A 13885-nucleotide genomic window follows, 5' to 3' on the forward strand; every position below is an offset into this window, starting at 1 on the left:
TAGCGGTGTGATGTTCGCAGGTGACGATCTTGCTGCGGGTTACGTCCGCTGCGCCAGTTCGCTACCTGCATCGCGCGACAGACGTGCAATCGAGATCGTCGAACTGACGGCAACGAGCCCCACGACAAGGAAGGCCCACGGGAAGTCGACGTTGGTCACATGATCGCGCCCATGCAGCCACGACGACGTCTGCAACACCGCGGCGCCGATCGTAATGCCGAGCGTGAGCGACACCTGCTGCGCGACACTGGCAAGGCTCGTCGCCTGACTCATGCGATGCGCCGGTACGTCGGCGTAGGAGATTGCGTTCAGACTCGTGAATTGCAGCGAGCGGAAGCAGCCGCCGAAGAGCAGCGTGCCGAGAATCACCAGATGCGAGGTCTGCGCGGTGAAGAGACCGTACCCGCCGATGGTTGCCGCCGCGATGAGCGCGTTCGTCATCAACACGCGACGGAAGCCCCAACGCTTCAGAATACGCAGCGAGAGCGTCTTCATGAACATCGCCCCGGCCGCAGAAATGAAGGTCAGTGCGCCGGACTCCAGCGGCGTCATGCCAAAGCCGAGTTGCAGCATCAGCGGCAGCAGAAACGGCGTTGCGCCTACACCGATACGAAACAGCGTGCCGCCCGCGACACCCGCACGGAACGTGGGAATACGGAAAAGATCGAGCCGCAGCAGCGGGTGCGCAAGCCCCTTCGCGTGACGCAGATACGCCGCGAGCAACGCCGCACCGACCGCGACGAGTGCAAGCGCCAGCGGCGTCGGAATCAGGTGGCGACCGATGGTCGACAGTCCGAGCATCAGGATGGAAAGACCGAAGCCCGACAGCAGAAAGCCCTTGACGTCGAGCGGCGGTACCTCGTCTTCATAGAGATCGGGGATGAACTTCGTCGCCAGCACGAAGCCGAGTACGCCGATGGGAATGTTGATGAAGAAGATCCAGCGCCAGTGCCAATACGTGGTGATGAAGCCACCGAGCGGTGGCCCGAGCACCGGGCCGACGAGGGCGGGGATCGTCAGATAGTTGAGCGCGCGCACCATGTCGCGCTTCTCGACGGACTTGAGCAGCGCCAGCCGCCCCACCGGCACCATCATCGCGCCCCCGATACCTTGCACGAAGCGCGCAATCACCAGTTCGGGCAGATTGGTCGAGATGCCGCAGCAGATCGAGCCGAGCACGAAGACACCGATGGCGGTGCGAAAGACATTTCTCGTGCCGAAGCGGTCAGCGATCCAGCCGCTGACGGGAATGAAGACCGCGAGGCTGATGAGGTAGGTCGTCAGCGCGAGCTTGAGCGTGATCGGACTCTCGCCGAGATCCTGCGCGATCAATGGCAACGAGGTGGACAACACGGTGGAATCCATGTTCTCCATGAACAGCGCACAGGCGACGATGAGCGGAACGAGCATGAGGCATGATGTCGCCATCGCGGCGACGGGAGTAAACGGGTGACAAACGAAGCCCGCCCGAAGGCGGGTATGGACAACGGCAGGTAGACCGTCAGTCGGCCAATCCACCGGGCAATCAGACAATCAGACAATCGGCCGGACAGCCAGTCGTACGGTCCGTGGAACCGTCGGTCGAACAAAACGAGCGGGAAGGCTTACGAGCGTTATAGCAAATTTCAATTCCGCTCGTCTCGTCCACGCGCAAAGCCAGAAAGCATGCGGTTTCCCGAGGCGTGCCTCTCGTCCCACGTCGTTTTGAGAGGCGGAATACCGTGTTGCGTTGCGATACCTTGTTGTGTCTGGCGAACCCGTGGGGGGTAACGGTCGGTGACGGTCAGTGCGATTCGAGAAAGTCGCGCAGGACATGCAGATGCGTTGGCGTGTCGTCGTCGACGAGACGATGCGCAGCAGTGAGCAACGTGACGGGGCCCTGGGCGAGACGTTCGCGCAATTCCGTGAGCATCGCATTGTGTTGGGCGTCGAGTGCCGCAAGCTCGTCGAGAAAGCGCTGACGGAACTCGTCGAACTGCTCGGGGTGCTGGTGAAACCACTGCCGCAGGGGCGTGCTCGGGGTGACGTCTTTCGCCCAGAAATCGATCTGCGCCTTCGCCTTGGCGAGTCCGCGCGGCCACAATCGGTCGGCGAGTACGCGTTGCCCGTCAGCGGGATCCGGCGCGTCGTAGGCGCGCTTCAGACGGATGTCCAGACGCCTGGCGCTGCGCTTGCGCGCGGGCTTGGCGGTCGCCGCAGCCGTCGCGGTCGTGGTCTTGGCCTTGGCCGATGATGCGGTATCAGTCGCTTTCGATGACGGCATGAGGGGGGCAGCCTCCGGATGGGGCGCGCGTTGTGATGTTAAACCCGGGTATGAAACCCGTGCGTAACACCGGTGTGCGATATCCGCGCGCGACACCCGCAAGCTTACCGGAGGCCGCCGACGCAAGCGAGCGCCGGCCCTTTTTCTGCGTCAATGGTTCACATCAACGGTCCACGTCAATGGACTGCGTCAACGGCCTGCGTCAAAAGCGCCAGTTGACGTTGCCGAACACCGAGTTGTCGCTGACCTTGCCGCCGAACTGTCCGGCATAGCTCACGCCGAGGGTCACGGCGCGGCCAACGAACGCATCGACCCCGGCGCTGACGACCGCCGCGTCTCGCGCTATCGGCACGCCCGCCACCGTAAAGCCCGCCGAAGTGCCCGAGAACGCCAATCGCATGTCCGGCGCATTCGCCCCATAAGCGTGACGCCACCCCGCCGACAGGCGCAGCCGACCCGAGGCGGCGACGCCCATCCCGATGCCGAACGAGACTTCCCCGCGCAGGCCCGCCGTCGAGAACGTGATGCCCTGCGTCTGCTCGTCGGCATGCAGCGCGGCGATGCTGCCGGACTCGTCGAACGCGTCGGTGCGCACGCGGGCATAAGCGACATTCGCGAACGGCTCGACGCTCACACGTCCAGCATCCATACGCCACGCCGCTTCCCCGAAGACTTGCCACACGGCAGCGTCATATTTCGCGCGGGCCGTTTGCGCGACGGCACCAATCGCGATGGCACGCTGCGAACTGATTTGCTGCCAGCCATAGCCGCCTCCAACCGTGGCGCCGAGGCGCCCGAAGCGACGGCTCACATAAGCGCCGATCTGCGCATCGTTGCTGCTGCCCGAGGCGCTGGCGCCGGTATTGAACGTGCTGTGCCCCAGACCGCCGAAGGCGCCCGCGCGCCATGCGTCGGCGAACGGCGCATCGACCCCGGCCAGCACGCCCATGCCGCGTCGATGCAGCGTTGCGGCGCCTGAGCCGCCGTCGGCGACGGATTTGTTGCGCATCTGGCCGTCGTTACCGTAGATGGATGCCCAAGCCTGTGTCGCACGACGTTGCGACCGGCAGGCGCTGCTGCCGTCGCGGCTGGCTCCCGACGATGGCGATGCGTCGTTGGCGTCATCGGGCATACGGTCGCCGCCTGTCGAAGACGTCTCGCAGTCCAGCGAAAGCGAAAGACCGTCGCGTAACCGCTGTGAGACGGCATCGCGCGCGATTTGCGTTTGTCCCAGCAGCATTGACGATATCGACGCGTGCAAGCTTCCATCGAGACTCTCGAACGCGGCAGGCGCGGTGGCGGCCGTGAGGCCAAGCGCGGCCTGATACAGCGTGTTGCCGGTCCCCAGTGACGAGACGGCGGTGGCCACAGCCCGCTGATTGGGTGTCACGGCGCCGGCGGGCAATGGTGTACCGTTAGGCGCAAGCGTCAACAGGACGGAGCTCGGCGTGTAGCTGATCCGCGGCGTGAGATAGAGAAGATTGGTCGACGTTGCCGCAAACTGGCCGGAGACGCCCCCGGTCGCCGAGACGATGACGGCATTGACGGCATCTGCCGGTTGCGTTCCCGGCGCGGCGTTCACGATGAGATTGCTGCCACTGACTGAGGCACTCCCCGTGGCATTGACCTGACTCGGGGCGGTGCCGGGTGCGGCGTTGACTTGCAGGGTGGCGCCCGGTTGAAGCGTCAGATTGCCGCCGACCCCCAGCGTCGCGCCGGGGGCGCTGACCACGATCTGGCTGCCACCAGCACCTGTCAGCGGCCCTGTCTGCGCGCCGTCACCCGTGCCACCGGCGCTGGTTGGGGGCGGTGTTGTCAATGTAGCCCCGGTTTGCACCGTCACGGGAGAGTTGGGCAGACCACCGATGTTCAGCGTGCCGCCCGCCACGGTCGTCGGCCCGGTCAGCGGATTTTGCGTCCCTAACGTCAGTGAGCCGCTGCCGGTCTTGATGAGTCCGCCTGAGCCGGACACGCTGCCGGGGAAATTGCCTGAGCCCACCGACACCGAGCCGCCGTTGACGGTGAGGCTGCCTTGCGTCGTGCCGTTCAATGAGGGCAGCACGACGTTCACGCCCTGCGTTGTCACGTTCCCTTGCGAGAGGGTCAGGCCGCCACCGGAAGGGCTGCCGAGGCCTGTTGGCGAGGTCACGGTCACGTTGCCGCCGTTCACCGCCGTGCCGCCGGTATGGCTGTTGTTGCCACCGAGCGTGATGCCTCCCGGGACACCGGTGCCGTTCAGCGAGATTGCACCGCCGCCAGAGATGGGGCCGTCAAGCGTGAGCGGTGTCGTCCCGGCGATCGTGAGCGTTGTGCCATTGCCTACGGCGATGCCGTTGCCAAGCGTCACGGATGCGCCGACCGGCGACGTCGCAGACAGCGTGCTGTTCCCCCCAACGGTCAGCCCGCCAGTGCCGAGCGCGGTGCTGCTGCCCACGGTCAACGTGCCCGCGTTCAATGTCGTGCCACCGGTGAACGTGTTCTGTCCACTCAGCGTTTGCGTGCCGCTGCCTTGCTTGACGATACCTCCCGTACCGCTGATCGTGCCGCTCACGACGTGACTCGACGCATCGCCGAATGTCAGCGTGTTGTTTCCCAGCGTGACGTTGGTCCCTGCCTGAGAGGTGAGTGCGCCGATGGTGCGATCGCCGTTCGCGCCGGAAATGTCGAGCGTCGCCCCCGCGTTCTGCAAGGTGACGGCGCCCGACGGCGCCAGCGTTCCGGCACCGCCCAGCGCCAGCGTGCCCGCCTGCACGACGGTGCCGCCGGTGAAGGTGTTCGTGCCGGTCATCGTTTCTATACCGGTCCCCACCTTCACGAGGCTGCCGGTGCCCATCACACCGCCGCTGTAGGTTTCGTCGAGTCCGCTCGCGCCGACCTCCAGCGTATTGCTGCCCATATTGATCGCGCCGCCTCCGGTCAGCGCGCCAAAGGTCTGTGTGCCGTTACCCGCTGACAGATCGAAGACCGCGCCGGTATGGACATCGACGACACCCGCCGCGTTGAGGCTCGCGCCGGCGCCGAGCGCGAGCGTCCCGGCGTTGACGTTGGTTGCGCCCGCGTAGGTGTTTTGCCCGTTGAGCGTGAGCGTCGCGCCGCCGTTCTTCGAGATGCCGCCCGCACCGCTGATGGCGCCATTGAGTGTGAGATCGCGGGATCCCACGACATCGAGGTCGCCGCCTAGCGTGATCTGGTTGCCGAGGGTCGTCGCTTGCGTCGCATCCAGCGACGTGCCCCCTGCAAAGCTCACCGTGCCGGTGCCCAGTGACGTGTTGCTGCCGACAGCGACGCCGCCCGCCTGCACGCTCACGCCCCCCGTAAAGTCGTTGTTGCCCGAGAGCGTCTGGACACCGCTGCCAAGCTTGACGAGGCTGCCGCCCGCGCCGTGAATGTCGGACGCTAACGCACTGCCTGAGGCATCCGCCAGCGTCAGCGTCGTATTGCCGAGATTGATCGCGCTGCCGGCCACGCCGGCGATCGTCGCGGCGGTCTGACTGGGGCCGGTCGAAATATCGAGCACCGCTGTTGCACCGGTGAGCGCGGCATTCTTGCCACCCAGTTGTGTGCCGTTGCGCAATGCGAGCGTGCCCGCGTCAAGGCTCACATCGCCGCCCAGCGCCGCACCGCCACTCAGCGTTTGCGTGCCACTCCCCTGTTTGACGAGATTTCCTGTGCCGTTGATCGCACCGCTGAATGTCGCATCGGCCGCACTGCCGAAGGTGAGCGTTTGCGTGCCGATGTCGACAGTGCTGCCCGCTGCTCCGGCGAGCGAGCCGATGACAGGCGTCGTGGCGGCGCTGACGTCGAACGTGGCGCCGGAGGCCAGCGTCACGTCATTGGCGATCGAGAGTGTGCCGCCATTGCTCAGCGCGAGCGTGCCGCTGTTCACACCGACGTTGCCGGCAAACGTGTTCTGCGCACCCAGCGTCAGCTTGCCGCTGCCGTCCATGATGAGCGAGCCGGTGCCCGAGATTGCGCTGGCGAGCGTGGCGTTATCGCTGTTGCCGACGGTGAGCGAACTACCGCCGCCGAGCACGACGCGGCCCCCGGTGCCTGAAAGATGGCCCAACGACTGATTGCCCGCCGCACTCAGATCGAACACCGCCCCGGCCCCGGTCAGCGAGACGTTGCTGCCCGGCGCGAGCGTCGCGTTCGCGCCGAGGGCCAGCGTGCCGTCGGCAATCGTCGTTGCACCGGTGTATAGCTGCGCGCCGAGTAACGTTGTCGTTCCACTGCCTTGTTTGACGAGACCGCCACTGCCACTCACGATGGCCGCGACGCTGTGACTGGTCGCATCGCCGAACGTCAGCGTGTTGGTGCCGAGCCGAATCTGTGTGCCGGCGTCGGCCGTGAGCGCACCGATGGTTCTCGCACCATTGGCGCCCGAGACATCGAAAGTCGATCCGGCATTGGCGAGCGTGACGGCACCCGTCGGGGCAAGCGTTCCGGCACCGCTGAGCGCCAACGTTCCTGCCTGGATGACGGCGCCGCCGGTATAGGTGTTGAGTCCCGTAAGCGTCTCGGTGCCGGTGCCGATCTTTACGACCGAGCCGGTCCCCGTGAGGCTGCCGCTGAAGGTGTCGTTGCCCGCACCGCCGATTTCGGTGACGAGTGCCCCGATGTTCACCGTGCCCGCGCCATTGATCGTACCGATCACTTGCGTTCCATTCCCGGCGGACAGGTCCAGCGTTGCGCCGCTCGCGACATTGACCGACCCGGACGCATTCAACGACGCGCCCGCGCCCAGCGCCAACGTACCCGCGCTGATCGATGTCGGCCCGGCGTAAGTATTGCTACCGCCAAGGGTGAGTGTCGCCGTACCTGATTTGGTGAGGCCGCCCGCGCCGGAGAGTGCGCCGTTCAGGGTGAGGTCATGCGTGCCGAGTACTGACAGCGTTCCGAGCAAGTTAACGTTGTTGCCGAGCGTAACGGCTTGTGTGCTGTCCAGCGTGGCGTTATTGCCGAATGTGGCAGTCCCCGCCCCCAACGCGAGATCGTTGCCGACGACCAGACCTCCCGAACCGACGCTGACGCCGCCGGAGAAATCGCTTGCTCCCGCGAGCGTTTGCACCCCAGGGCCTGAGACGATGAGCGCGCCGGTGCCGTGAATCGCGCCGGCGAATGCCGCGTTGGTGGCGTTGTTCAGCGTGAGCGTCTGTCCGCCCAGCGAAATCGCGCTCCCCGCCACCCCGTTGAGCGTCCCGAGGGTCGACGCGCCACCGCTGCCGATATCGAACACGCTGTTCGCGCCGCTGAGCGTCAGCGCATTGCCGCCTTGCAGTGCTGCACCACCGCCCAATGCCAGCGTGCCATCGGCGATGTCGATACCCCCGGCGTATGTCGACGTTTGCGTCAGGGTCTGCGTGCCAGCCCCTTGCTTGACGAGGTTGCCTGTCCCCGTGATCGTGGCGCTCAACGTCTGGTCGGTACCGTCGCCGAACGTCAACGTGTTGGTGCCGAGCGCGAGCGTGCCGCTGCCCGACAACGCCCCGATCGTCTGCGCAGCAGACGCGCCACTGATGTCCAGCGTCACCGCCGGACTGTTCACGCCGTTCAGCACAACGGCACCTTGCGCCGCGAGTGAGCCGCCGCTGCCGATGGCGAGCGCGCCGTCGTTGATCGTCGTGCCGCCGGTCCAGTTGCCCGAGCCATTCACGGTCAGCGTCGCCGGCCCCGACTTCTGCAATGCACCGCTGCCTGTCACTGCGCCGGTCAACGTCAGATCGGCACTGCCGAGAATGGCGGATGTGCCGCCAAGCGTGATGTTGTTGCCGAGGGTCAGGGCTTGCGTGGTATCGAGCGTGGTCTGATCGCCGAGGGCGAGGGTGCCCGTGCCGATGGCGCTTGCATTGCCCAACTGCAAGCCACCGGCGGTGACTGTGACCCCGCCCGTGAAGTCGCTCGCCCCGCCGAGCGTCTGCACGCCGCCGCCTTGCTTGATGAGTGCGCCGGTGCCGTGAATGCTGCCGTTGAACGTTTCGCCCGTGCTGTCGCCGAACGTGAGGGTGTTGGCACCGAGCTGGACCTGCGCAGCCCCGCCGCTAAGGGATCCGATGGTCTGTGCATCGGCGGCGCTGATGTCGAACGAGGTCGAGCTATCGCCGAGCGTTACCGCGTTCTGCGACGACAAACCGCCACCCGCACCGATCACGAGAGCGCCGCCGCCGACTACGATGCTGCCGGTGAATGTCTGCTGCGCGGTAATGGTCTGGGCGCCCGCGCCGAACTTGACGATGCCGCCCGTGCCGCCGATCGTGCCTGCAAACGCACTTCCGGTGTTGCCGCCAAGCGTGAGATTGTTGCCGCCAAGTGCGATCTGCGTGTTGCCGACACCGGCAAGCGTCGTGATCGTTCTGCCGCCATTCGCGCCCGACATGTCGAAGACCGCGCCCGCTCCCGATAGCGTGAGTGGCGTGCCACCGGTTTGCAGCGTCCCGGCGCCTGCCAGCGCGAGCGTGCCCGCCACCACGTTGACGCCGCCGCTGAACGTATTCGCTCCGGTCAGCGTGACCGTCTGTGCGCCTTGCTTGGCCAGACTGCCGCCGCCGCTGATTGGCCCGGACAACGTAAGTGCGGCACTTCCCCCGAGCGTCAGGGTGCTACCGCCACCGATGGCCATCGCGTTTGCGAGCGTGACCGGCGCACTGGCATCCAGCACACCGGTCGCACCGGACACCTGAACCGCGCCACTGCCCAACGCGGCGTTGCTGCCAGCAACCAGCGTACCGCCGGTGAGCGAAGTCCCGCCCGCATAGTCGTTGGTGCCCGAAAGCGTCAGGCGTGCGGTACCCGAGAGCGATACGCCCCCTGTGCCGGTGACCGTGCTGCCCAATGTCAGGGGATTGGTGCCGGAGACCGCCAAACCGTTGGCACCGAGTGTGGTCGGCAGCGTAATCGTCAGTCCTGCGCTGGCAGCCTGCATGGCGCCGCCGTTGACGGTGAGCGTCCCCGTGCCGAAGCTACCGGCATTGTCGAAAATCGCGAGACCGCCGTTGAGGGTGGTCGACGTGACGGACAGTGGCCCTTGAAGCGTCCAGGTGCCGCCGTTCACTGTCGCACGTGAGAAGTTCAGGTAACTCGCGCCGCTCAGTGTTCCGGTGCCTGTCGTCGTCGCGTTGTTCGCGGAATTGCGAAGCACCAGCGAGTTGTTGCCGCCTGCACCGCCGTCCACGACGCCCGTTGCCGCGAAACCCAGATTGAATCCGGTGACGGGGAGGGCGCCGAGGCCGGGGCTTCCGCCGTCGTTGAACGTCGAACCGGTGACCGCCGTATAGGTGTTGGTGCTGTTGGCGCCGAGCGAAACGCTGCCACTCAAGGTGCCTTCGTTGCTGAACGTGTTCCCCGCGCCTGCCGTGCCGTTCGGCGCAAACGCGACCCGTCCGAGCACCGTGCCGGTGTTGGAGAAGTTGACGGCCGCACCGCCATACGTGGCAGCGACCGGCGCGCTGCCATTGCCGGTGAGCGACACGCCGAGAATCGGCGTGGCCCCGAGCGTGCCGTTGTTACTGATGTTGGTGGTGCCGCCGGTCGCGTTCTGCACCGTCAGCGCGAGTCCCGTCAGCCCGGGAAGATTCACGCCAAGCACACCGACCGTGCCGCGCATGATCGCGTTGTTCGTCACCGTCTGCGTGCTGCCCCCCGCGCTTCCATTGCCGACGACGGTACCCGTCGCGAGAAGTCCGATGCCACCGAGCAACGAGGGATCGATGGTGCCGCCGTTGATCAGCGTGACGTTGCTTCCGGTGAGTGTCAGCGCCGTACCGCCCACCCCGAGCAACACGCCTACGCCCGCACCACTGTTCACGTTCACCTGCAAGTTGCTGGCCGAGTTGGCGTACGACGGCGCCAGCGGATTCGCGGCGCCGCTGCACGTCACCACATTGCCCGCTGCCGAGCACGCCGCCCATGACGACGTGGAAGACAGCGCCCCCAGTAACGCAATGCACGCGAGGCATACGCGAGTGAGCGAGACCGACATGGACGCGCCGTTACGGCCACCGGCCCGGCGCACGCGCGAGGCCGGCGCGCCAGTGCTTTGCCGCGCCGTTTCCGGCACAGGGACGACGTCAATGCGGCAATGCCGCCAGACCAATCGATAGAGATGCTTGTTCATCGTGCTCCGGTTCCCAAAAGGCGTGGAGTGCAGAAAGGGCGGGGCGCGCGATGGCGGCACACCCATGGCTGGCGGCATTCGGGGGGAGACGATGGCGGCGGTGGCTCGTGCGATCGAGGCTTCAGGCGGACGCCGTCGATCACCGTTTTCCAACGCCTGGCCAGGCGCTAATGCACGGCAAATGTGCGGGCCATTCTAGGAAGCACGATGGGAAATTGCCCGTGCGCCGGACGTGACGAGCTGCATCGAGTGACAAACATCGACGCCGGATTTGGCAGGGGAATCAAGGCCGTGCGCGACCTTGTCGTGACGGAGACGACGCCCTTGCGGCGCCGGGAGAATCGCGAAGTTTCGGACGATTCCCTAAAGCACTTGAACCGTCCAAAGAGGCGATGGCGAGTGACATCGCAGGTCACTCGCCATGCATCGATGATCGATGACGTCGTACTGCGCGTCGCACTGTAGACGCGTCGCGGTCTACCGCGTGCGCTACGCCGCTCGCGTCAGCGGCGCCACCTGACGAATGCCGAGCGACGCCAGCGACTGTGCGATCGCCGTGACGACATTGCGCATCTCGTTGTCGTCGATGGCGCCGATGCATCCCACGCGGAACGTTTCGATCTGCGTGAGCTTGCCCGGATAAAGGATGTACCCGCGCTCGCGCACTGCTGCATAGAACGCCTTGAAGTCGTACTTGCTGTCGGCTGGTGCGTGAAACGTCACGATGACCGGCGCTTGCACTTCCGGCGCGAGAAACGGCCGGAACCCGAGCGCGGCCATGCCGTCCACCAGCGTGCGGCAGTTCGCCCGGTAGCGCTCACCGCGTACCGGTTGTCCACCCTCGGCGAGGAATTGATCGACGGCGGCACGCAGCGCCGCGACCACGTGCGTGGGCGGCGTGAAGCGCCATTGCGTCGTCTTCTGCATATAGACGTACTGGTCGTGCAGATCCATCGCCAGCGAATGGCTGTTGCCGCCGCTCGCCTCCAGCACTGACTTCTTCACGATCACGAAGCCCATGCCGGGCACGCCTTCGAGGCACTTGCCGCTCGCGGCGATGAGCGCGTCGAACGGCATCGACCGGGCGTCGATCTCCACCGCGCCGAACGAACTCATTGCGTCGACGATCAGCCCCTTGCCGTGCTTCTGGCACACGCGCGCGATTTCCGTGAGCGGGTTGAGCACCCCGGCGCCGGTTTCCAGATGCACCTGCGCCACGTGCGTGATCGACGGATCGCGCGAGAGCGCTTCGTCGATGGCGGCGGCACTGGCGGCCTGATCTTCGGGGATGGGGAGGGCGACGGCGTCGCGTCCGAGATAGCGACAGATCTTGAGGATGCGCTGGCAGTACGCGCCGTTGTCCGGCACCAGAATGCGGGCGCTGCGGGGCGTAAGCGTGCCGATGGCCGCTTCGACCGAGAACGTCCCCGAGCCTTGCAGCGGCACGCAGACATAGTCGTCGCCCCCATGCACCACGCCCACGAGGTCGCGGCACAACGAGGCGGTGATCTGGTTGAACTGGGCGTCCCACGACCCCCAGTCGCGCAGCATGGCCTGTCGTGTAGCCGGCGACGTGGTGAGCGGGCCGGGGGTGAGCAGAATCGGTTCCTGACCGAGAATCATGACCGTCTCCTATCGAACGAATGATGAAACCAATGAAACGAGTTGGCGAAACATCGGATGTGCAAAAAATTTCACGACGACACCGGCATCAATGCCCCTTGCGTGAGGTCATGCCCGAAGGCCGCCGCCACGCCTGCGTGTAGCGCTCCACGATGATCTGCATGCCGTGATAGAGCAGACACACCAGCATCGAAGTGAGTACGACGAGCGTGGCCATCGCCGCCGCAGGGCCAATGGAGCCGGTCTCGTCCATGTTCACGATGGCGACCGACGCGAGCGAGGTATCGGCCGAGTAAAGGAACACGACCGCAGAGACCGTCGTCATGGCGTTGACGAACAGATACCGGCTGATGTCGATGATCGACGGCAGGCAGATCGGTGCGGACACGCGCCAGAACGTCCGGTAGAACGGGACCTTGAGCGACGCCGACACATACTCGAATTCCGGATCGATCTGCTTGAGAGCCGTCACCGCCGTGAGATGGCTCGACGAGTAGTAATGCACGACGTTGACGATCACCAGAATGGCCAGCGTGCCGTACAGGTTGTGCAACGGATTCGCCTCGGAGACGAAAAAGAAGATGTAGCCCAGACCGAGCACCAGCCCGGGCACGCCCATCGGCAGCACGGCCATCATGCGGATGAAGCCGCGTAGCCATGCCATGCCGCGCGTCTTCTCCAGCAGATAGGCGATCACGAAGATGGCGGCCGTGCCCCAGACGGCGCACCAGAATGCCATCTGCAAGCTGTTGACGTACGAATCCACGGCGCCGCTTTCGATCAGGCCGAAGCGGTAGTGGCCCAGCGACAGGCTGAAGTTGTACGGCCAGAACTTCACGAACGACGCGTACACGGCCATGCCGAGAATCGCGAGCATGATCGCGGCCATGCCCCAGCACATCGTCGCCATCAGCCAGTCGAAACCGCGCGACGGCTTCGGCACGTAAGGCACGGCGCGCGCCGAGAGCAACGCCTGTTGCTTGCGTTGCACGACAGCGTCTACCAGATACGTGATGCCCACGGGCACCAGCAGCACGAGCCCGACCACGGCCCCCTTGGAGAAATCCTGCTGGCCGATCACCAGTTTGTAGATGTCGGTGGCGAGCACATTGAAGTCGCCGCCGATGACCTTGGGAATGCCGAAATCGGAAATCGCATACGTGAAGACGATCATCGCCGCGCTGATGACACCGTACTTCGCGCCCGGCAGCGTAATGGTGAAGAAGCGTCGCACCGCGCGTGTGCCGAGGGCGTCCGCCGCTTCGTAGAGCCGGGCGTCGGTGAGCGAGAGCGCGGTGATCAGAATCATCAGCGCGTGCGGGAACGTGGCGTTCACCAGCGACATGACGATGCCCAGCGGTCCGTAGATATCGATGTCGCCCATGAACGGACGCAGCAGCCCCTGATTGCCGAACCAGAAAATGAACGAGATCGCAGGCAGCAGCGTGGGGCCGAGAATCGGAATCAGCGCGATGTTGCGCAGCAGCGTCTTGTGACGGATGCAACTGCGCGTGAGCGCGTACGCGAAGATGAAGGCGAGCGGCACCGTGATGCATGTCGTCACCATGGAGATCCACACGCTGTTCCAGATGGAGCCGAACAGGGCGGGGGAATGGAAGTACTCGCGAAAGTGCCGCAGGCCGACGAAGTGCCCGTCGTTGTCCTGCACGCTCTTGACCAGAATTGCGGCCATCGGCGCGAGCAGGAAGAGCACGCCGGCCGCCGCCGCGATCAATAGCAACGCCTGCGCGAGACGATCGGTCCAGTGCGAGGCGAGCCGCACCGGGCGCACCGCCGAGGGCGGCGGCCGGTCGGCCGTCGTGGGTGATGCGCATGAAGCAGGCGTTTGCGGCGCGCCGGTCAATGTCGAGGATACGGAACTCATCGTG

5 protein-coding genes are annotated in these 13885 nt (G+C 65.5%); all 5 read right to left on the reverse strand.

Going from position 1 to position 13885, the window contains the following annotated elements:
• Positions 1–39: 39 nt before the first annotated feature.
• Positions 40–1410 carry a DHA2 family efflux MFS transporter permease subunit gene (locus tag PCA20602_RS10040; protein WP_150721060.1) on the reverse strand — a complete coding sequence of 457 codons (1371 nt, stop codon included), beginning with the start codon at positions 1408–1410 and terminating at the stop codon, positions 40–42.
• A 373-nt stretch (positions 1411–1783) separates the two neighbouring features.
• A complete protein-coding gene (locus tag PCA20602_RS10045) occupies positions 1784–2263 on the reverse strand; it encodes a DUF488 domain-containing protein (protein WP_150721061.1) in 480 nt (159 codons plus the stop codon).
• Between the two features lie 202 nt (positions 2264–2465).
• The gene (locus tag PCA20602_RS10050; protein WP_174980945.1) at positions 2466–10373 is read right to left on the reverse strand and encodes an autotransporter-associated beta strand repeat-containing protein; all 7908 of its coding nucleotides are present in this window, start codon (positions 10371–10373) and stop codon (positions 2466–2468) included.
• Positions 10374–10862: 489 nt separating this feature from the next.
• The gene (locus tag PCA20602_RS10055; protein WP_150721063.1) at positions 10863–11996 is read right to left on the reverse strand and encodes a 2-aminoethylphosphonate--pyruvate transaminase; all 1134 of its coding nucleotides are present in this window, start codon (positions 11994–11996) and stop codon (positions 10863–10865) included.
• An 88-nt stretch (positions 11997–12084) separates the two neighbouring features.
• Positions 12085–13881 carry a putative 2-aminoethylphosphonate ABC transporter permease subunit gene (locus PCA20602_RS10060; protein ID WP_150721064.1) on the reverse strand — a complete coding sequence of 599 codons (1797 nt, stop codon included), beginning with the start codon at positions 13879–13881 and terminating at the stop codon, positions 12085–12087.
• Between the last annotated feature and the right edge of the window lie 4 nt (positions 13882–13885).

The organism is Pandoraea capi, from assembly GCF_902459735.1.
In the GTDB taxonomy this organism is placed as follows: Bacteria; Pseudomonadota; Gammaproteobacteria; order Burkholderiales; family Burkholderiaceae; genus Pandoraea; species Pandoraea capi.

Bases quoted from the DNA above. Each gene is read 5' to 3' on its own strand.
- PCA20602_RS10040 (WP_150721060.1), bottom strand. From the start codon at position 1,410: ATGCTCGTTCCGCTCATCGTCGCCTGTGCGCTGTTCATGGAGAACATG.
- PCA20602_RS10045 (WP_150721061.1), bottom strand. From the start codon at position 2,263: ATGCCGTCATCGAAAGCGACTGATACCGCATCATCGGCCAAGGCCAAG.
- PCA20602_RS10050 (WP_174980945.1), bottom strand. From the start codon at position 10,373: ATGAACAAGCATCTCTATCGATTGGTCTGGCGGCATTGCCGCATTGAC.
- PCA20602_RS10055 (WP_150721063.1), bottom strand. From the start codon at position 11,996: ATGATTCTCGGTCAGGAACCGATTCTGCTCACCCCCGGCCCGCTCACC.
- PCA20602_RS10060 (WP_150721064.1), bottom strand. From the start codon at position 13,881: ATGAGTTCCGTATCCTCGACATTGACCGGCGCGCCGCAAACGCCTGCT.